The 18837-nt window shown below is 67.1% G+C and carries 17 protein-coding genes; 6 read left to right on the top strand and 11 right to left on the bottom strand.

Going from position 1 to position 18837, the window contains the following annotated elements; all coding sequences use genetic code 11:
- Window positions 1-14: 14 nt before the first annotated feature.
- From AUL33_RS02440 to AUL33_RS02410, 7 genes are all read right to left on the bottom strand, one after another.
- Window positions 15-389 (bottom strand): response regulator, encoded by a 375-nt coding sequence (locus AUL33_RS02440; protein ID WP_062203284.1) that lies wholly within the window; start codon window positions 387-389, stop codon window positions 15-17.
- A gap of 195 nt (window positions 390-584) precedes the next feature.
- Window positions 585-1589 (bottom strand): zinc-binding alcohol dehydrogenase family protein, encoded by a 1005-nt coding sequence (locus AUL33_RS02435; protein ID WP_062203282.1) that lies wholly within the window; start codon window positions 1587-1589, stop codon window positions 585-587.
- A 77-nt stretch (window positions 1590-1666) separates the two neighbouring features.
- A complete protein-coding gene (locus AUL33_RS02430) occupies window positions 1667-2650 on the bottom strand; it encodes an ABC transporter permease (RefSeq protein ID WP_062203279.1) in 984 nt (327 codons plus the stop codon).
- A gap of 45 nt (window positions 2651-2695) precedes the next feature.
- Window positions 2696-4234 (bottom strand): sugar ABC transporter ATP-binding protein, encoded by a 1539-nt coding sequence (locus AUL33_RS02425; protein ID WP_062203277.1) that lies wholly within the window; start codon window positions 4232-4234, stop codon window positions 2696-2698.
- Between the two features lie 115 nt (window positions 4235-4349).
- Window positions 4350-5336, bottom strand: a complete 987-nt coding sequence (locus AUL33_RS02420; RefSeq protein WP_062203275.1) for an ABC transporter substrate-binding protein — start codon at window positions 5334-5336, stop codon at window positions 4350-4352.
- Between the two features lie 124 nt (window positions 5337-5460).
- On the bottom strand, window positions 5461-5886 hold the full coding sequence (locus tag AUL33_RS02415; protein WP_062203273.1) for an RbsD/FucU family protein: 426 nt from the start codon (window positions 5884-5886) through the stop codon (window positions 5461-5463).
- 8 nt (window positions 5887-5894) lie between these two features.
- Window positions 5895-6884 carry an aldo/keto reductase gene (locus AUL33_RS02410; protein WP_062203271.1) on the bottom strand — a complete coding sequence of 330 codons (990 nt, stop codon included), beginning with the start codon at window positions 6882-6884 and terminating at the stop codon, window positions 5895-5897.
- Between the two features lie 183 nt (window positions 6885-7067).
- Between AUL33_RS02410 and AUL33_RS02405 the strand changes: the two genes are divergently transcribed.
- The gene (locus AUL33_RS02405) at window positions 7068-7994 is read left to right on the top strand and encodes a GntR family transcriptional regulator (RefSeq protein WP_062203267.1); all 927 of its coding nucleotides are present in this window, start codon (window positions 7068-7070) and stop codon (window positions 7992-7994) included.
- A 4-nt stretch (window positions 7995-7998) separates the two neighbouring features.
- Here the strand turns inward: AUL33_RS02405 and AUL33_RS02400 are convergent, their stop codons facing one another.
- From AUL33_RS02400 to AUL33_RS02390, 3 genes are read right to left on the bottom strand one after another with little or no spacing between them, the layout of a single operon-like run.
- On the bottom strand, window positions 7999-8847 hold the full coding sequence (locus AUL33_RS02400; RefSeq protein WP_062203264.1) for a fumarylacetoacetate hydrolase family protein: 849 nt from the start codon (window positions 8845-8847) through the stop codon (window positions 7999-8001).
- Window positions 8848-8883: 36 nt separating this feature from the next.
- Window positions 8884-9627 (bottom strand): SDR family oxidoreductase, encoded by a 744-nt coding sequence (locus AUL33_RS02395; protein WP_062203390.1) that lies wholly within the window; start codon window positions 9625-9627, stop codon window positions 8884-8886.
- A 60-nt stretch (window positions 9628-9687) separates the two neighbouring features.
- On the bottom strand, window positions 9688-10470 hold the full coding sequence (locus AUL33_RS02390; RefSeq protein ID WP_062203263.1) for an IclR family transcriptional regulator: 783 nt from the start codon (window positions 10468-10470) through the stop codon (window positions 9688-9690).
- 55 nt (window positions 10471-10525) lie between these two features.
- Between AUL33_RS02390 and AUL33_RS02385 the strand changes: the two genes are divergently transcribed.
- Window positions 10526-11806: an L-fuconate dehydratase gene (locus tag AUL33_RS02385; protein ID WP_062203261.1), complete on the top strand. Its 1281-nt coding sequence runs from the start codon at window positions 10526-10528 to the stop codon at window positions 11804-11806.
- A 356-nt stretch (window positions 11807-12162) separates the two neighbouring features.
- On the opposite strand, the gene AUL33_RS02380 is transcribed toward AUL33_RS02385, so the two are convergent.
- A complete protein-coding gene (locus AUL33_RS02380; protein WP_062203260.1) occupies window positions 12163-13560 on the bottom strand; it encodes an MATE family efflux transporter in 1398 nt (465 codons plus the stop codon).
- Window positions 13561-13866: 306 nt separating this feature from the next.
- Here AUL33_RS02380 and araD1 point away from each other — a divergent pair, with 306 nt between their 5' ends.
- The 4 genes from araD1 to AUL33_RS02360 are packed head-to-tail and all read left to right on the top strand — an operon-like array spanning window position 13867 to window position 18764.
- Window positions 13867-14859: an AraD1 family protein gene (araD1, locus tag AUL33_RS02375; protein ID WP_062203259.1), complete on the top strand. Its 993-nt coding sequence runs from the start codon at window positions 13867-13869 to the stop codon at window positions 14857-14859.
- Window positions 14860-14870: 11 nt separating this feature from the next.
- Window positions 14871-15797: a Gfo/Idh/MocA family protein gene (locus AUL33_RS02370; RefSeq protein ID WP_062203258.1), complete on the top strand. Its 927-nt coding sequence runs from the start codon at window positions 14871-14873 to the stop codon at window positions 15795-15797.
- Window positions 15798-15799: 2 nt separating this feature from the next.
- Window positions 15800-16861: an aldose epimerase family protein gene (locus AUL33_RS02365; protein WP_062203257.1), complete on the top strand. Its 1062-nt coding sequence runs from the start codon at window positions 15800-15802 to the stop codon at window positions 16859-16861.
- A 49-nt stretch (window positions 16862-16910) separates the two neighbouring features.
- Complete coding sequence (locus AUL33_RS02360) at window positions 16911-18764, top strand: IlvD/Edd family dehydratase (protein WP_244491896.1); 1854 nt, start codon at window positions 16911-16913, stop codon at window positions 18762-18764.
- The last annotated feature ends 73 nt before the right edge of the window (window positions 18765-18837 follow it).

The raw sequence follows: 18837 nt of genomic DNA, 5'->3' as shown, positions 1-18837 counted from the left end.
CTGTGGCGCCCCGCTCAGCGGCGGCCGATGACGGCGGTCAGATTGGCAACGAGGGAACCGCCGTCGCAGGGCTTGTTGCAGACGGGTACGCCGGGATAGCGCTGGCCAAGCTGGTTCTTTTCGCCCTGTCCGGTGTGGAACAGGAACGGGACGGCGCGCCGCTGGAGCATATCGGCGAGCGGGTAGGACTTTTCGCCGTGCAGGTTGAGGTCGAGTACTACGGCATCGAACTCGTCGCGCTCCGCACAGCCAGTCGCTTGGCTCAGCGTGCTGGCACAGGTGACCTTCGCACCGGATTCTTCCAGTTCCATTTCGAGGTCGAGCGCCACGAGGAACTCGTCCTCGACCACGAGAACCTTTTTTCCCGTCAGGTCTGCCGCGTGTTTCATACCCTGCCGATCCCTGCTCGAACGCAACTCTTCACCTGCAACGCACAAGATGCGGAAAGGCTGCCGTCTTGCGCAGTCTTCGCTCGATTAACAAGATGCCACTGCAATCTTGGGAAAGTCATAACGCGGATTTGAGGGGCGTCGGATCTTACAAGTCGAGCATTGGAAACCTGTCCGATCCCGGTTCGAGCGCCGTCAGACGTCGATGATCGCCTTGACCAGTCCCGACTTCTCGTGGGCCCAGCGCGCGATGCCCGCGGGCGCCTCCTCCAGCGTAGCGCGGTGGGTGGCGAGGCGATCGGTCGGCACCTGCGCCCCGCGCATGGCGGCGAGCACCGTTTCGAAGTCGACCTTCAAGGCGTTGCGGCTTGCGATGAGCTGCATCTCGCGCTTGTGAAACTCTGGGTCGGCAAAGCTGATCGTGTCCTTCACCACGCTGACGAGAACGTAGGCGCCGCCATGGGCGACGTCGACGAAGCCGCTACCGATCGAGGCCGCGTTGCCGGTTGCATCGAACACCACGTCGAACCCGTCGCCGCCGGTGAAGCGGGCGACCTCCGCGTTGCGATCGGGACCGGCCTTCAGGTGCGAGGCGATGCCGAGGGCGTCCGCGGTGAAGCCGAGCCGCTCCTCGCTCATGTCCATCACGGTGACATCGAGGCCGGCGAGCTTGGCGAAGAGCGCGGTGCCGATGCCGATCGGTCCGGCGCCCACCACGAGGGCCGAGCCCGTGTTGCGTGCCGAGCGACGCACGGCATGGGCGCCGATGGCCAGAAACTCGACCATCGCGGCATCGCGCAGCGAGATGCCCTCGGCGGGGTAGAGATTGCCCTCGGGAACCTCGATGCGATCACAGAGGCCGCCGTCGCGGTGAACGCCGAGCACCTCGATCTGCATGCAGCAATTCGGCTTGCCCTTGCGGCAGGCCGCGCAGCGGCCGCAGGCGAGGTAGGGATTGACGATGACCGGCGTGCCCGCTGCGATCGCGGCGCCCTCGCTGGCGGTGATCCCGGACAGTTCGTGCCCCATCACGCGGGGATAGGCGAGGAACGGGTGCTTGCCCTCGAAGATATGATAGTCGGTGCCGCAGACGCCGACATGGCGGATGTCAACGGCGACCCAGCCCTCGCGGGGCGAGCCGAGATCGGGGCGGGTCTCGAGCGCGAGACGACCGGGGGCGGCGCAGACGACGGCTCTCATGGCGAGGATCCTTGGCATGGCAAAGGCCGGCCCTTGGGAAGGCCGGCCTCGTGGATGGCGATGTGCTGCTGTTCGGCCTACTGCCGGCGGCGGCGGAGCTGGTCGAAATACACGATCACGATGATCAGGCCACCGGTGATGATGCGCTGCCAGAACGAATTGACGTTCAGGAGGTTGGCGCCGTTGTTGATCGTGGCGAGAATGAATGCCCCGATCAGCGGTCCGTGAATCGAGCCGACCGCGCCGAAGAGGCTGGTGCCGCCGATGACGGAGGAGGCGATCGCCTGAAGCTCCCAGCCTTCGGCCTGCGTGGCGTTGCCGACGCCGATGCGCGCCGCCAGGAGCACGCCGACGAAGGCCGCGCAGACCGCAGAGAGCGAATAGGCGAGATAGATGATCTTCGAGACGTTGACGCCCGAAAGGCGCGCCGCCTCCGGGTTCGAGCCGACCGCGAAGAGATAGCGGCCGAAGCGCGAGCGGTGAAGGAAGACGAAGGCCGGCACGGCGACGAGGATCACCATCCAGAACAGGTTGGGAACGCCGAGGAAGCTGTTGCGCGAGAACTCGTTGAAGCCGGGATTGGTGATCGAGATCGTCGAGCCGTTGGTGATCACGAGGCCGATGCCGCGAAGGGCCGTCAGCGTCGCCAGCGTAATGATGAAGGGCGGCAGGCCCATCTTGACGATGCCGAAGCCGTGGAAGAGCCCGATGCAGAGGCCCATCAGCAGCGTCAGGATGATCGCCGCCCAGACGGGCACGCCGGCCTGCAGCAGGTAGGCGATGACGGTGGTCGAGAAGCCGACCACGGCGCCGACCGACAGATCGATGCCGGCTGTGATGATGACGAAGGTCTGACCGATGGCGAGGATCGCGATCATCGAGCCCTGCCGCAGCAGGTTGGCGATGTTGTTGCCGGTGGCGAAGGTCGGCGTCGCGAAGGCCAGGAAGACCCAGAGCGCCACGAGGAGGCCGAGCAGGGTCAGGGCGAAGAGGAAGCCGAAATTGCGCTTCGGCCGGATGGCCGCGGCGACCGCATCGGCGTTCGAGCTCTCAATGGTCATGGGTCGCCTCGAAACGTTGGCACGACGATGGAAACAGGCCGGGGCTCAAACGCCGATCGCCTGGGCGAGAATGTCTTCGTGGGTCGCGGTATGAAACCCGCTGGAGCCGACGACACGGCCGGTGCGGAACACGTGCAGCGTGTCGGAGAGCTCGTAGACCTCCGGTAGGTAGGACGAGATCAGGAGAATGCCGGCGCCGTTCTTCAGGAGCTTGGCGAAGAGCCGGTAGATCTCGGCCTTGGTGCCGACATCGACGCCGACCGTCGGCTCGTCGAAGATGAACAGTTCGGCGCCGTGGTTCAGCCACTTGCCGATGACGATCTTCTGCTGGTTGCCGCCCGACATCGAGGAGGCGAGCGACCGGCGGCTCGGCGTCTTGATCGCCAGATCCTTGATCTGCCGGTCAGCGTGCTCGGATTCCTTGCGCGTGTTGATCGTGATGCCGCGCGTCAGCCGGTCGTAGATCGGCAGATTGAGATTCAGGCCGATCGGCAGGTTGAGGGCCAGGCCCTGGTCGCGGCGGCTTTCGGGCGCCAGCGCGATGCCGAGGTCGATGGCGCGGCGCTCGGTGCGAATGTCGACCGGCTCGCCCTTCCAGCGGATCTCGCCGGCGGTCCTGGGGTTGCGGCCGAACAGGCTGAGCGCGAATTCGGAGCGCCCGGCGCCGATGAGCCCGTAGAGCCCGACGATTTCGCCGGCTCGAACGGTGATCGAGACGTCCTCGAAGCCCTTGCCCGAAAGGTTGCGCGTCTCGATCAGCGGCTTGCCGATCGGGATCGTCTCCTTGTGGTAGATCTGGTCGAGCGAGCGGTTGATCATCAGCGACACGAGCTCGGCGTCGTTGGTCTCGCCGATGAGGCGCGTGCCGACATGGGTGCCGTCGCGCAGCACCGACACCCGGTCGGCGAGTTCGAAGACCTCTTCCATGCGATGGCTGATGTAGACGATGGTGACGCCCTCGGACTTCAGGCGGCGGATGAGCGCGAAAAGCTGCGCCGCTTCCTGCCGGGTGAGGTAGGCCGTGGGTTCGTCGAAGATGATGAAACGCGTGCCGCGCAGCGAGGCGCGGGCGGTGGCGACGAGCTGCTGCTGGCCGATCGTCAGGCTGCCGAGTTCGGCGGCGGCGGGCAGATGGAAGCCCATGTCGTCGAGGATCTTCTGCGCCGCGCGGTTCATCTCGCGCTTCTGCAGCATGCCGAAGCGAACCGTCTCGTCACCGAGGAAGATGTTGGCGGCGACGCTGAGGTGCCGGCAGAGCACGACCTCCTGGTGCACCGCGTTGATGCCGTGGTCGATCGCCTCCTGGGGCGTCGCGAGCGCGACGGGCTTGCCTTGCCAGACGATCTCGCCGCCCGACCGGCGGATGACGCCCGTCAGGAGCTTGATCAGCGTCGACTTGCCGGCGCCGTTCTCCCCGACGATGGCGTGGATCTCGCCGGCCTCGAAGGTGAAGCTGGAAGGCTTGAGCGCACGCACCGGGCCGTAGCTCTTTTCCAGCCCCCGTAGTTCGAGGATCGGCGCGCCGCGCGTCGGCAGAGGATCGTCGGTCGGATGGATGACGGCGTCGAGCGATTCAGCTGCCACGGCGGTGTCCTCAGCGAATGGCCGCAGCCGTCCGTCGGCGCCGTGGGCGCAGGACGGACGGGGAGGCGAGGGCGACGGGCGCGGCGGACGAACGCCGCCGCGCGAGGCGAGGGTCCTACTTGACCTTCGGGTTGAGGAGCTCCTGCGAGCGGGGCTCCATCATGTTCGCCGTCGTGATCAGGTTCGCGCCGGTGTCGACGTTCTTCTCGACGCTCTCCTTCTTGGAGGCCGCGAGTGCCGTCTTGATGCCGTCGTAGCCCATCCGGTAGGGGTCCTGCACCACGAGCGCCGAGATGACGCCGTCCTTCAGGAACCCGACGAGCCGGTCGTCGCTGTCGAAGCCGATGAGCGCGACCTTGTCCTTCGCGCCGTTCTCGGCGATCGCCTGGCCCGCACCCTGCGCCATGATCAGGTTCGAGGCGAAGATGCCGACGAGGTTCGGGTTGGCAGTGAGGATGTCGGTGGTGAGGTTCAGACCGGTGGCGGCCTGACCGTCGGCGTAGCGGTCGGCGACGAGCTTCAGATCCGGATACTTCGAGGCCAGCTGCTCGGTGAAGCCCTGCTTGCGCTGCTCCAGGGAGCCCGCGTTCGGCGCGTTCGTGATCAGCGCCACGTCGCCAGCGACCTTGCCGGTCTTGGCCTTCACGGCCTCCGCCAAGCCATCGGCGGCGATGCGGCCGCCCTGGACGTTGTCGGTGGTGAGGAACGAGGTGAAGGCCTCGGAGTCGGCGGCCGAGTCGATGCCGATGATCGGAACGGACTTGGCAGCCTCGGTGATCGGGGCGCCGAGCGCGGTTCGCTCGGTCGGCGCGATGACGATGGCAGCGGGGGCGCCGGCTACGGCGTTCTCGAGGATCGAGATCTGGCCGTTGATGTCGGTTTCGGCCTGCGCGCCGAGCTCGGGCACGTTGACGCCGAGATCCTTGCCGGCCTGGCGGGCGCCGGCGAGCACGATCTGCCAGTAGAAGGACGTGGTGTCCTTGACGATGATGGGAATGGTCGGCGTCTGCGCGGAGGCAGGGGCCGGGCCGATCGCGAACGAGCCGGCGGCAATGGCGATGCCTGCAAGAAGCAGGCGACGGGTCAGGGTTAGGCTCTGCATCGGGTTCCTCCACCTCGGATAGCGCTCGACCGGTTTTCCCGGTTCTTTATGGATTTGGTACAACGGGGACGCTACTCGTTCGCCCGCACGTTGACAAGAGTGAAGCGCAAGTCTGCTGGAATGTCTATTCGATAATTCCAACGGTTAGAACAAGATTGCCGTAGAGGCGCGTTTCGCCTGTCGCGACAATGAGTTGAGCAGAGCGTGCGCGCTCGTAGAAGGCGTGCCGCTCCAGCGGTTGGATCGCGAAATCGCCGGCGTGGCGGCGAATCGCGTCGGCGAAGAGATCCGTGATAGGTGGCACCGCGTCGGGATCGCCGACCACGGCCATGCGGAATGCCGCATGGTCGACGAACGTATCGAGCGGAAGATGACGCAGGATCGCATCGGCGACGGCGACGGCATCCACCCCGTCGAGCCGCACGACACGCGGACCCAGCGAATGGGCCGGAAAGTTCGCGTCGGCGATCACCAGTTCGTCGCCATGGCCGAGGCTGCGCAAGGCGTGGAGAAGGTCGGGGCCGAGAAGCGGATGGATGTGGCGGAGCATGGTGCGGCCTATCGGTTGATCGCGACGGAATCGAACGCGGCGAAGGCGTCTGCCGGCAGTCGCGGCTCGAAGAGGGCGAGGTTGCGCTCGAGGCTGGAGCGCTTCGCGGTGCCGATGAGGACGGTCGAGACGGCGGGCTCATGCAGCGGGAACTGCAGGGCGGCGGCGGCGAGATCGATCTTAGCCTCGGCGGCGATTTCGCCCATGCGAGCGACGCGGTCCAGAATGTCCGGCGAGGCCGGCCCGTAGTCGAAATTGGCGCCCGGCACCGCTCCTGTGGCGAGGATGCCGGAGTTGAAGACGCCGCCGACGACGAGCGTCGTGCCGGTCTGGCGGCAGAGCGGCAGCAGGTCGCGCTCGGCGGCGCGGTCGAGCAGCGTGTAGCGGCCGGCCAGGAGAATGCAGTCGATCTCGGCCTCGCGCATGACGTCGAGGCAGACCGGCACTTCGTTGACGCCGAGCCCGTAGGCGGAGATCGCGCCCGATCGTTTCAGTTCTTCCAGGGCCCGCAGGCCAGAGCCGAGAAGATCCTTCATGTGCCCGGCATTGACCTCGTCGCCGTGCGTGTAGGCGCCGATGTCGTGAACATAGAGAATGTCGATGCGGTTGAGGCCGAGCCGCGCCAAGCTGAACTCGAAGGACCGCATGATGCCGTCATAGCTGTAATCGTAATCGACGCGGAACGGCAGCGGGTCGACATAGCCGTGGTCGGGGATCTGGTCTTCCGGCACGGCCGAGAGGATCCGCCCGACCTTCGTCGACAGCACGTAGTCGGCGCGGCGCTGCGAGCGTAGGAAATCTCCCATCCGCCGCTCCGACAGGCCGAAGCCGTAGAAGGGCGCGGTGTCGAAGTAGCGGATACCGGCATCCCAACCGGTTTCCATGACCGCCATCGCGGCCTCCCGCTCGACGGCGCGGTAGAGCCCGCCGAGGGCGGCGCCGCCGAGGCTGATCGCGGTGACTTCGAGGGCGGTGCGACCGATGCGGCGGCGATCCATGGGCGGTCTCGTTCGTCGTGATGGGAAGGAAGTGTCGAGGCGGGTGCCCTGCGTTCGAGGCAACCACCGCGCGCTTTGCAGCGTCGATGAAGTTCTAGCCTATCCGTATCTCATCGACAAGAAACGGAACGAAGCGCTAGAAGGGAGTCGGGTTCCTTGGGTCGACGAGGGGCCGGAGGTCGCATGGCGAAGCCGAACACTCTGTTCAAGGACACTTACAACCAGGCCCTCGAAATCCTGGCGGCCGGCGGTGTGCTGCCGTCGGAAAGCGAGCTGGGCGCACGGCTGGCGGTGAGCCGCACCACGGTGCGCGCCGTGTTGTCGCGCATGGACGAGACCGGGCTGATTCGCTGGGACAAGCGCGAGAAGGTGCTGCTGCGGGCACCGCGCCCGGCCGACGCTTTCCCGACCAGTGAGACCGATTCGCTCGGTGCCATCATCGAGCGCGGGTTCATGCATCGCATCCTTGCCGGGGGCGCCCAGCCCGGCGACATGATCGGCGAGGCGGATCTGGCGCGCGATCTCGGCGTCGGCGTCTCGGCCGTGCGCGAGTTCCTGATCCGCTTCTCGCGCTTCGGCCTCATCGAGAAGCGCCGCAACAGCCAGTGGGTGCTGAAGGGCTTCACGCGCGAGTTCGCGCTCGAACTCACCGACGTCCGCGACATGTTCGAATTGCGCTCGGCCCAACGCTTCGTCGAACTCACGCCGGAGCATCCGGCTTGGGGCTCGTTGGCGTCGATCGAGGCGGAGCATCGTGCCATGCTCGCCGACGTCGAGACGCGCTACGTCGCCTTTTCCGAACTGGACGAGCGCTTCCATCGCCTCATCCACGAGTCCTCTGCCAACCGCTTCGTGATCGACTTCTACGACGTGATCTCGATGATCTTCCACTACCATTACCAGTGGAACAAGGCGGGCGAGAAGGAGCGCAACGAGGCCGCGCTCGAGGAGCATCTCGATTACATCGCGGCGCTGCAGGCGCGCGATCCTTTGGATGTCGAGTTCTTCTGCCGCCGGCATCTGCGCTCGGCGCGCCAGACGCTGCTGCAGTCGATCGCGGGCGGCGAGGCTGCGGCCGATCCGTTGCCCGGACCAGCCGCAGATATTTGACCGGTCAGGCGGCGGCGGTGACGCTCTGCGTCTGTTCGCCGAGACCCTCGATGCCGAGCTGCACGTTCTGGCCGGGCTTGAGGTAGATCGCCTCGGGCTTCATGCCCATGCCGACGCCGGGCGGCGTGCCCGTGGAGATCACGTCGCCGGGCTGCAGGCTCATGAACTGCGAGAGATACGAGACGACGTGCGCCACGCCAAAGATCATCGTCTTCGACGAGCCATCCTGGCGCATCACGCCGTCGACGGACAGCCACATCTTCAGGTTCTGCGGATCGGGAACCTCGTCGCGCGTCACCAACCACGGGCCGATCGGACCGAAGCTGTCGGCCGACTTGCCCTTCGTCCACTGGCCGCCACGCTCCGTCTGGAAGGCGCGCTCCGACAGGTCGTTGATGACGCAGTAGCCCGCGACGTGGTTCAGCGCGTCGGCCTCGTCGACGTAGCGCGCCTCGGTGCCGATGACGACGCCGAGTTCGACCTCCCAATCGGTCTTCTGCGAGTTGCGGGGAATGACGATGCCGTCGTTCGGGCCGGTGAGGGCGCTCGTCGCCTTCATGAAGATGATCGGCTCGGCCGGGATCGCGGCGCCCGTCTCGGCCGCGTGGTCGGCATAGTTGAGACCAATGCAGATGAACTTGCCGACGCGCCCGACGCACTGGCCGATGCGGGTGGCGGCGGGAACGCTCGGCAGACCGTCGATGTCGATGGCGGCGATCCTGGCCAGCCCGGCATCCGTCAGCCAGTCGCCGGCGAGATCGTCGACATGGCCGGATAGGTCGCGGATCGTGCCGTCCATTACCAGGATGCCCGGCTTTTCGTGGTTCTTCTCGCCCCAGCGCAGAAGCTTCATGATGCGAAATCCCTCAAAGGTTCGGAAGGTCGGGGTTCAGATGTTGGTCCAGCCGCCGTCGATGGCGATGGCTTGGCCGGTGACGAAGCCCGACTCGCGCGAGGCGAGATAGACGGCGAGCGCGGCGATTTCCTCGGCGTTGCCGAGGCGACCCATCGGCTGGCGGGCGGCGAAGGCGAGGCGGGCAGCGTCGAGGTCGCCGGTGGCGCGCATCCGGTCCTCCAGCGATGGGCTTTCCACCGTGCCGGGGCAGATGGCGTTGGCGCGGATCCCTTTGCCCACGAAATCGGCCGCCACAGACTTGGTGAGGCCGATCACGGCGGCCTTCGAGGCGCCGTAGACGAAGCGGTTGGGCGCGGCGATGAGCGAGGAGGCGACCGAGGCGATGTTGACGATCGACGCGCCGCCGGCCTCGATCATGCCGGGCAGGAAGGCGCGGACCATCCGGTACATCGACTTGACGTTGAGGTCGAAGGAGAAGTCGAACGCCTCTTCGTCGCATTCGAGGATCGTGCCGGCATGGACGAAGCCGGCGCAGTTGAAGAGGATGTCGGTGCGGCCTGCCTCCGCGGCGAAGGCCGCGATGGCGGCGCCGTCGCGCACGTCGAGGATGCGGGTGGAGATCCCCGCCGTGCCATCGAGCTCGGCGAGCTTGGCGCCGTTGATGTCGCAGGCGATGACACTGGCGCCCTCATGGGCGAAGGCGAGGGCGGTGGCGCGGCCGATGCCCTGCGCCGCAGCGGTGACCACCGCGCGCTGCCCGTTTAGACGTCCTGCCATCGTTCCATCTCCCATGCCCGCCGGATTTCATCGGCGAATTGACGTTTCATAAAAGGACGTTCAGCCGAACTCAAGGGACTCGGCGATCTGCCGTGCGGCCGCCGCGACGTTTTCGGCGAGCGTCTCCGGGTCGATCGGCTGGTGGCGCATGCGGATATGCGGCGAGGTCAGTGCGGCAACGGCGCCGTTTTCCTGCGGGTCGAGGATCGGCACGGAAATGTCGGTGACCCCTTCGGCAATGCCGGACGGGCGCACGACGCGCCCGGCGGCGCGGAACCCGTCGAGATCGGCGGTCAGGCTCTCGATATCGCGGAAGGGCTCTTCGTGGGCGATGGCGACAAGCGTTCGCGAGCGGCGGCGCGGGTTCATGAAGGCCAGGAGGCAATGGCCGGAGCCGGTCAGCGCCAGCGGCTGACGATAGCCGATCCGCACGGAGAAGCCGATATGCGAAACGCTCTCGACGCGAGCGATCACCACCATTTGCGTCTCGCTGGCGACGGCGAGGTGGCAGGAGTAGCCGGTGCTCTCGGCATAGCCTCGCATTACCGGTAGAGCGGCTTCCACCAAGCTGCGGTGCAGCGGTCGGTTGAGGCCGAGACGAAACAGCTTGTCGGCGATGACGAAGCGATCGGCGTCCTCACGCTCGATATAGCCGCGCGCCTCCAGCACCGAGACCATGCGGAAGATTTCGCTGCGCGTGCGCCCAAGAGCCTCCGCCAGTTCGCCAAGCGTCATCGGCCGGCGCCCGTCGGACAGGTGCTCGAGGATGTCGAGGCCCTTTTCCAGCGCCGGCGCCGAATAGCGCGAGCCGACGTCGGGATCGGGTGGGTCGCGTTCGCTCATTGACAGGATGTGGCGTCCATGATTTCTCATTTCATATATGAACAGGAACGATCCCATGTCCAGCGCCATCCGCTCCTTCCGGACCTACGACATCCGCTTCCAGACCTCGCAGAAGCTCGACGGATCGGACGCGATGAACCCAGACCCGGACTATTCCGCCGCCTATGTCGTGCTGGAAACCGGCGAGCCCGGCCTCGACGGACATGGGCTGGCCTTCACCATCGGGCGCGGCAACGACCTCGTGGTACAGGCGATCGCCACCGCGGCCGAGCGCGTGGTCGGGCGCCGGATCGAGGACATCGCCGCCGACATGGGCGGCTTCTGGCGCGAGATGACCGGGGACTCGCAGCTGCGATGGCTGGGGCCGGACAAGGGCGTGATGCACATGGCGATCGGCGCCGTGGTCAACGCGGTCTGGGACCTCTGGGCCAAGACCGCGGGCAAGCCCGTCTGGCAACTCGTCGCCGACATGAGCCCCGACGAGATCCTGGCGCTGCTCGACTTCCGCTACCTGACGAACGTGCTGACGAAGGACGAGGCGCGCGAGATCCTCGTGCGCGCCGCCGAGGGCAAGGCGGAGCGGCGGCAGATCCTCGAGGCGAAGGGCTATCCGACCTACACGACCTCGGCGGGCTGGCTCGGCTACGACGACGACAAGGTGCGCCGCCTCTGCCAGGATGGGATCGCGGAAGGCTGGACCCATTTCAAGCTGAAGGTCGGGCGCGATCTCGAGGACGACATCCGCCGCTGCCGCATCGTGCGTGAGGAGATCGGTCCGGATCGCACGCTGATGATCGACGCCAACCAGGTCTGGGAGGTGGGCGAGGCTATCCCGTGGGTCAACCGTTTGGCCGAGTTCAAGCCCTGGTTCATCGAGGAGCCGACCTCGCCGGACGACATTCTCGGCCACAAGGCGATCCGCGAAGGCGTCCACCCCGTGAAGGTCGCGACCGGCGAGATGTGCCAGAACCGCATCCTGTTCAAGCAGTTCCTGCAGGCCGACGCGATCGACGTGGTGCAGATCGACAGCGCCCGCGTCGGCGGCCTCAACGAGAACCTCGCGATCATGCTGATGGCCGCGAAGTTCGGAAAACCGGTCTGTCCGCATGCCGGCGGCGTCGGGCTCTGCGAGTACGTCCAGCATCTCTCGATGATCGACTATCTGGTGATCTCGGGCTCGATGGAGGGGCGGGTGGCCGAGTATGTCGACCACCTGCACGAGCATTTCGTCGATCCCTGCGACGTCCGCGGCGGGCGCTACATGCCGCCGCACGCGCCGGGCTTCTCGATCGCGATGAAGCCGGAGTCGCTGGAGGCGCATACGTTTCGCGGTTGAGGGGGAGGGCCGTGCGTCCGTCGCGGCTGGGTTGCGGGTGACATCGGACGAGGCTCGACATCTCACCCTCGTCATCCTGGGCTCGACCCGGGATCCCAGCCGCAGACCCGATTTCACCAGAACCGACTGACGGACGCCGTTCTTAATCACTTCGCAATCCGAAGGCGCTTCGGCATGGATCCCGGGTCAAGCCCGGGATGACGAGTTGGAAGGGTTGGTGGGCTGGTTGGAAGGCTGGATCGGAGCGCCGCTGATGCGCCGCCGGAAGGCCGCCAACGCCGCGCCCGGAGCATGCGGCAGAAGCCGCCTTACGACCGGCAAACCCGACAAGCCGATGCTTCCACGTCAAAAATCCATCAGGCGTCGATGATCACCCGCCCGTGGCGCTCCTTGACGAAGAAGCGGCCGGTCATCAGAACGGCGGCGACGCCGAGGCCGATGGCAAGGCCCCACCAGACGCCGGCCCCGCCCCATTCGAAAACGAAGGCGAGGGTGTAGGCGACGGGCATGCCGACCGCCCAGTAGGACAGGACGGCGAAGATCATCGGCGTGCGCGTGTCCTTCAATCCGCGCAGGATACCGCTCGACGTGACCTGGATGGAATCGACGATCTGGAAGGCGGCGGCGATGGCCAGAAGCGGCACCGCCGCCTGGAGGACGCGCTCGGCGTCGGGCGTGCGCAGGTCGAGATAGAGCGAGATCAGCGGAGCCGGGATCGTCCAGAACAGGAGGGCCGCCCCGGTCGAGATCGCGGTGGCGACGACGAGCGCGGTGCGGGCGGCGCGGCCGACGCCCAACCTGTCGTCGCGCCCGTACGCGGTGCCGACGCGCACCGTCGCGGCGCTGGCAAGGCCGAGCGGCACCATGAAGGACACCGAGGCGATCTGCAGAGCGATGCCGTGGGCGGCGAGTTCGACCGTGCCGATCCAGCCCATCATCACGGAGGCCGCGGTGAACAGGCCCACTTCGGCGAGGATCGTCGCCCCGATCGGCCAGCCGAGGCGGACCACTTCGAGAAAGGCGCCCCAGTCCGGACGCCAGAACCGGACGTAGAGATCGTAGCGCTGGAGTGCGGCATCGCGCAGCGTGAAGGCGACGAGCAGCGCCACCGTGAGGATCGCCGTCGAGACCGAGGCGATGCCCGAGCCCGCAAGGCCCAGCGCCGGCGCGCCGAAATGGCCGAACACCAGCACGTAGTTGAGGCCGGCATTGGCCAGCGCCCCGAGCACCGTGATGACGAGCACGGCGCGTGGGCGCTCGAGCGCGCTCAAGTAGGATCGCAGTACGAATGTCGCGAGATAGGGCAGCATCGACCATTGCAGGATGCGCGCGTAATCGCCGGCCATGGCGGAGACGCCGGGGTCCTGGCGAAGCGCCACGAGGATCGCCTCGGTGAACCAGAGCGGGATCATCGTGATGGCGGCATAGGCGCAGACGACCCAGAGCCCCATGCGTACCGAGCGGCGCACGCCGCGGATATCAGCCCGCCCGTTGGCGCTGGCCGCCATCGGCATCACCGCATAGGCAAAGCCCGAGCCGAACATCCAGAACAGATAGAAGGTCTGCGTCGCCAGCACCGCCGCCGCGAGTTCGACCGTGCCGAGCTGCCCGACGATCACCGTATTCGTGACGTTGATCGAGACCTGCGCGAGCTGCGCGCCGACGAGCGGCAGGCCGAGGAGGATCATCGCCTTGGCATGGCCGGTCCAGGAGAGGGGGATCGAGCGGGCGTGCGGGACGGCGAGCGTGGTCATGTCGCCTCCTCCGGCGATGATGGTTCGGGTTGGTCGAATGGCGTGACGGGTAGTGAGAGCATGCCGACTTGTCCAGCCGATGACGGCTTGCGACCGGCGGCTGAGTGGAGCGCTGGCGACGGAAGCCATGCTGCGCTGCGGTGTCGAGAAGCAGGGCCGCGGGCGGCCCATCCGATTGACAAGATCGGAGCCGTTCGAAATAAAGCAGACAATTGACCGGCACCTTGGAGTCGTTCGAGAAGGGGGCGATGCTCCCGCCGCGCGACGCGGTTCCGCCCTCCCGTCAGGTACGAGTTCGGACATCCCATGGCACTTCGGCTTCTTCAGGTGAAAGACCGCAACGGCACGCTGCAGGTCGTCGCGAGCGACGATCACGGTGCGGCCCACGTGCTGCCGGGCGTCGCCTCGACCTACGATCTCGCGATGTCGGCGATCGCCGCGGGCCAGTCGCTGGCGCAAGCCGCCGAGGCGGCCGGCAAGGGCGAGGCGGTGGATCTCGACGCGGCGCTGGCGCAGGGGCGCATCGCGCTGCCGATCCATCATGCCGATCCCGCACATTTCGTCGTGGCGGGCACGGGTCTGACGCATCTCGGCTCGGCCGACGGGCGCGACAAGATGCACAAGGCGCAGGCCGGCGAGCACGTCACGGACTCGATGAAGATGTTCCAGATGGGCGTCGAGGGCGGCAAGCCGAAGGACGGTGAGGCCGGCGTGCAGCCCGAATGGTTCTACAAGGGCGACGGCTCCTGCCTCGTCGGCCCCGGCGAGGCGTTGACCTCGCCCGCCTTCGCGCTCGACGGCGGCGAAGAGCCCGAGCTCGCCGGCATCTATCTGATCGGCCCGGACGGCACGCCGTTCCGGCTCGGCTTCTGCCTGTCGAACGAGTTCTCAGACCATGTGACGGAGCGTGGCAACTATCTCTGGCTCGCCCATTCGAAGCTGCGGCAGGCCTCGCTCGGACCGGAGCTGATCGTCGGCGAATTGCCCGATAGCGTCGAGGGCACCTCGAAGATCACGCGCGGCGACGAGACCATCTTCGACAAGCCGTTCCTGTCGGGCGAGGCGAACATGAGCCATTCGATCGCCAATCTCGAACATCACCATTTCAAGTACGACCTGTTCCGCCGCCCCGGCGATCTGCACGTCCACTTCTTCGGCACCGCCACCCTGTCGGTGTCGCACGGCGTGAAGACCCAGGACGGCGACCGGTTCGAGATCGAGGCGCGTCCCTTCCGGCTGCCGCTCGTCAACACGCTGGCGACCGCCGAGGCCGCGCCCGTCTCCGTTCGCGCGCTCTGAGGGCCATTCGCATGACCCTTCGTCTCGCCATCGTCGGCCTCGGCAAGATCGCCCGCGACCAGCACGTGCCCTCCATCGCCAAGACCGAGGGCGTCGAGCTCGCGGCCGTCGCCAGCCGCAACGCCTCGATCGACGGCCTGCCGCATTTTCCCGACATCGATGCGCTGCTCGCCTCGGGCGAAGCGGTGGATGCGATCGCGCTCTGCACGCCGCCGCAGGGGCGCCATGCGCAGGCCGTCGCCGCGCTTCAGGCCGGCAAGCATCTGCTGCTCGAGAAGCCGCCGGGTGCTTCGGTGAGCGAAATCGAGCCGCTGGTGACGCTGGCGCGCGAGAAGGGCGTGTCACTCTTCGCCACCTGGCATTCGCGTTACGCGCCCGCCGTCGAGCCCGCACGCGCCTTCCTGGCCGAGACCGAGATCCGCTCCGTCCACATAGAGTGGAAGGAGGACGTGCGCAAATGGCATCCGGGGCAGGCCTGGATCTGGGAGCCCGGCGGCCTCGGCGTCTTCGACCCCGGGATCAACGCCCTGTCGATCGTAACCGCGATCCTCCCGTCGCCGATGTTCCTGCGCCGCTCCGACCTGCAGTTCCCCGAGAACCGCGCGGCGCCGATCGCCGCCGACCTCGAGTTCACGGATGCCTCCGGCCTGCCCATCCGCGCCGAGTTCGACTGGCGCGAGACCGGTGGCGAGACGTGGAACATCCATGTCGAGACCGCCCGGGGCAAGCTGACGCTGGCCGAGGGCGGCAAGAAGCTTTCCCTCGACGGCCGGTCGATGGTGGACGAGCCCGACGCCGAATATGCCGCGATCTATCGCCGCTTCGTCGAACTCGCCGCGACGGGTGCGATCGACGTCGATCTGTCTCCGCTCCAGCATGTCGCGGACGCGTTCCTGCTGGGCCGGCGTCATGTCGTCGAAGCCTTCGTGGAGGATTGAGCATGGGCGCCGGCGTCACCCGCCAGCCCTTCAGCCGGCTTCCCGACGGACGCGAGGTCGAACTCGTCACGCTGCGCTCGGCCTCCGGCTTCGAGGCGCGGGTGATGACCTATGGCGCGGTGCTGCAGGCGCTTTTCGTTCGCGACCGCGACGGGGGGCTCGCCGACGTCGTGCTCGGCCATGACGACCTTACGGGCTACGTCGCCTCGCGCGACTTCTTCGGCGCCACGATCGGCCGCTATGCCAACCGTATCGCCGGCGGGCGCTTCTCGCTGGGCGGCGAGACCTTCGAAATCGCCGCCAACGATGGGCCGAACGCCCTGCATGGCGGCGCGGAGGGCTTCGACCGGCAGCTCTGGACGATCGCGGGATCCGACGACGCCTCGGTTAGGCTGCACTACCAGAGCGCGGACGGCGAGGGCGGCTTTCCCGGCGCGCTCGATGTTGCGCTGACCTACCGCCTCGTCGGCGAGGCCGCGCTGGAGATCGCCTTCGAGGCGCGCACGACGAAGCCGACGGTGGTCAACCTCACCAATCATTCCTTCTTCAACCTCGGCGGCGCGGCGTCGGTCACGGACGTTCTCGCGCACCGGATCGCGATTCACGCCGAGACCTATCTGCCGATCGACGCGGTTTCGATCCCCGAAGGCGGGCCGGCGCCCATCGCCGGCACGCCCTTCGATTTCCGGGTGTTGCAGCCGATCGGGGCGCGGATCCGCGAGGGGCACGAGCAGATCCGGCGTGGCCGGGGCTACGACCACAATTACTGCATCGACGGTGCGTCTGGCGGCGAGCCGCGCCTCGCCGCGCGGGTCGAGGATCCGTCGAGCGGCCGCCTGCTGGAACTCCTGACCGACCAGCCGGGCGTCCAGTTCTATTCCGGCAACTTCCTCGACGGGACGCGGTCCGGCAAGAACGGCCAGTCCTACCGGATGGGCGACGCCTTCTGCCTGGAGCCGCAGCTCTATCCCGACACGCCGAACCGGCCGGATTTCCCGTCCGCCCGGCTCGACCCCGGCGGCGTCTATCGCCACCGCTCGATCTTCCGCTTTTCCGCGATCTAGCCATCCACCGCCTCGCCCATCGGGCTCGAGGCCGAACGAGGAGACGACCATGGGCAACGACCTGACGACCGCGACCGGCGGACTGACCAGCCCGAAGGGCAGCCGCGGCCACGGACGTGCCGCCACGACGCTGCGCTCGCGCGCCTGGTTCGACAATCCCGACAATGCCGACATGACCGCGCTCTATCTCGAGCGCTACATGAACTTCGGCCTGAGCCAGGAAGAGCTGCAGTCCGGCCGCCCGATCATCGGCATCGCGCAGACCGGCTCGGACCTCTCGCCCTGCAACCGCCACCACATGGAACTCGCGACCCGCGTGCGCGAGGGCATCCGCGAGGCCGGCGGCATCGCCATCGAGTTTCCGGTCCATCCGATCCAGGAGACCGGCAAGCGCCCGACCGCGGGCCTCGACCGGAACCTCGCCTATCTCGGCCTCGTCGAGATTCTCTACGGCTATCCGCTCGACGGCGTGGTGCTGACGATCGGCTGCGACAAGACCACGCCCGCCTGCCTGATGGCGGCGGCGACCGTCAACATCCCGGCGATCGCGCTCTCGGTCGGCCCGATGCTGAACGGCTGGTTCCGGGGCGAGCGCACGGGATCGGGCACGATCGTCTGGAAGGCCCGCGAACTGATGGCCAAGGGCGAGATCGACTATGCCGGCTTCGTCAAGCTGGTCGCCTCCTCGGCGCCCTCCACCGGCTATTGCAACACGATGGGCACGGCGACGACGATGAACTCGCTCGCCGAGGCTCTGGGCATGCAGCTGCCCGGCTCGGCGGCGATCCCCGCGCCCTACCGCGACCGGCAGGAGGTCTCGTATCGCACGGGCCTTCGCATCGTCGACATGGTCAACGAGGACCTCAAGCCCTCCGACATCCTGACGAAGGACGCGTTCATCAACGCCATCCGCGTCAACTCGGCGATCGGCGGCTCGACGAACGCGCCGATCCACCTCAACGCGCTCGCCCGCCACATCGGCGTCGAGCTGACGGTTGACGACTGGCAGACATACGGCGAGGAGATCCCGCTGCTGGTGAACCTGCAGCCCGCCGGCGAATATCTCGGCGAGGACTACTACCATGCCGGCGGCGTGCCCGCGGTGGTCAACCAGCTGATGGAGCAGGGTCTGATCAACGAGAGCGCGATGACCGTCAACGGTCGCACCATCGGCGACAACTGCCGCGGCGCAAAGATCGAGGATGACAAGGTCATCCGCACCTACGACAACCCGCTGAAGGACAAGGCCGGCTTCCTCGTCCTGCGCGGCAACCTGTTCTCGTCTGCGATCATGAAGACCTCGGTGATCTCGCCCGAGTTCCGCGAGCGCTATCTCGTGAACCCGAACGACCTCAACGCCTTCGAGGGCAACGCCGTGGTCTTCGACGGGCCCGAGGACTACCACCACCGCATCGACGACCCGGCGCTGGCCATTGACGAGCACACGATCCTCTTCATGCGTGGCGCCGGTCCGATCGGCTATCCCGGCGCGGCCGAGGTCGTGAACATGCGGGCGCCCGACTACCTGATCAAGCGCGGCGTCACTTCGCTCGCCTGCATCGGCGACGGTCGCCAGTCCGGCACGTCGGGCAGCCCTTCCATCCTCAACGCCTCGCCGGAAGCGGCGGCCGGCGGCAATCTCGCGGTGCTGAAGACCGGCGATAGGGTGCGCATCGATCTCGGGCGCGGTACGGCCGACATCCTCATCTCCGACGAGGAGCTGAACGCGCGGCGCGCCGCGCTGAAAAGCGAGGGCGGCTACAAGTATCCCGAGCACCAGACCCCCTGGCAGGAAATCCAGCGCACGCTGGTCGGCCAGATGGAGACCGGCGCGGTTCTGGAAAACGCCGTGCAGTACCAGCGCCTCGCGCAGACCAAGGGCGTGCCGCGCGACAACCACTGAGAGCGTTCGAAGGGCCGGCTTCGCGTGCTGCCGGCCCTTTTCACCACATCCGCGATCCGGCACCCCGATGCCG

The organism is Aureimonas sp. AU12, assembly GCF_001463705.1.
Lineage (GTDB): Bacteria > Pseudomonadota > Alphaproteobacteria > Rhizobiales > Rhizobiaceae > Aureimonas.
The sequence above is the reverse complement of the archived record's forward strand: the minus strand, read 5'-3'. Positions and strand labels throughout refer to the sequence as shown.

Excerpts from the sequence above, each read along its gene's own strand:
- araD1 (WP_062203259.1), top strand. The coding sequence starts at position 13,867 with ATGGCACTTCGGCTTCTTCAGGTGAAAGACCGCAACGGCACGCTGCAG.
- AUL33_RS02370 (WP_062203258.1), top strand. The coding sequence starts at position 14,871 with ATGACCCTTCGTCTCGCCATCGTCGGCCTCGGCAAGATCGCCCGCGAC.
- AUL33_RS02435 (WP_062203282.1), bottom strand. The coding sequence starts at position 1,589 with ATGAGAGCCGTCGTCTGCGCCGCCCCCGGTCGTCTCGCGCTCGAGACC.
- AUL33_RS02365 (WP_062203257.1), top strand. The coding sequence starts at position 15,800 with ATGGGCGCCGGCGTCACCCGCCAGCCCTTCAGCCGGCTTCCCGACGGA.
- AUL33_RS02440 (WP_062203284.1), bottom strand. The coding sequence starts at position 389 with ATGAAACACGCGGCAGACCTGACGGGAAAAAAGGTTCTCGTGGTCGAG.
- AUL33_RS02400 (WP_062203264.1), bottom strand. The coding sequence starts at position 8,847 with ATGAAGCTTCTGCGCTGGGGCGAGAAGAACCACGAAAAGCCGGGCATC.
- AUL33_RS02390 (WP_062203263.1), bottom strand. The coding sequence starts at position 10,470 with ATGAGCGAACGCGACCCACCCGATCCCGACGTCGGCTCGCGCTATTCG.
- AUL33_RS02430 (WP_062203279.1), bottom strand. The coding sequence starts at position 2,650 with ATGACCATTGAGAGCTCGAACGCCGATGCGGTCGCCGCGGCCATCCGG.
- AUL33_RS02395 (WP_062203390.1), bottom strand. The coding sequence starts at position 9,627 with ATGGCAGGACGTCTAAACGGGCAGCGCGCGGTGGTCACCGCTGCGGCG.
- AUL33_RS02405 (WP_062203267.1), top strand. The coding sequence starts at position 7,068 with ATGGCGAAGCCGAACACTCTGTTCAAGGACACTTACAACCAGGCCCTC.
- AUL33_RS02415 (WP_062203273.1), bottom strand. The coding sequence starts at position 5,886 with ATGCTCCGCCACATCCATCCGCTTCTCGGCCCCGACCTTCTCCACGCC.
- AUL33_RS02420 (WP_062203275.1), bottom strand. The coding sequence starts at position 5,336 with ATGCAGAGCCTAACCCTGACCCGTCGCCTGCTTCTTGCAGGCATCGCC.
- AUL33_RS02380 (WP_062203260.1), bottom strand. The coding sequence starts at position 13,560 with ATGACCACGCTCGCCGTCCCGCACGCCCGCTCGATCCCCCTCTCCTGG.
- AUL33_RS02385 (WP_062203261.1), top strand. The coding sequence starts at position 10,526 with ATGTCCAGCGCCATCCGCTCCTTCCGGACCTACGACATCCGCTTCCAG.
- AUL33_RS02360 (WP_244491896.1), top strand. The coding sequence starts at position 16,911 with ATGGGCAACGACCTGACGACCGCGACCGGCGGACTGACCAGCCCGAAG.
- AUL33_RS02410 (WP_062203271.1), bottom strand. The coding sequence starts at position 6,884 with ATGGATCGCCGCCGCATCGGTCGCACCGCCCTCGAAGTCACCGCGATC.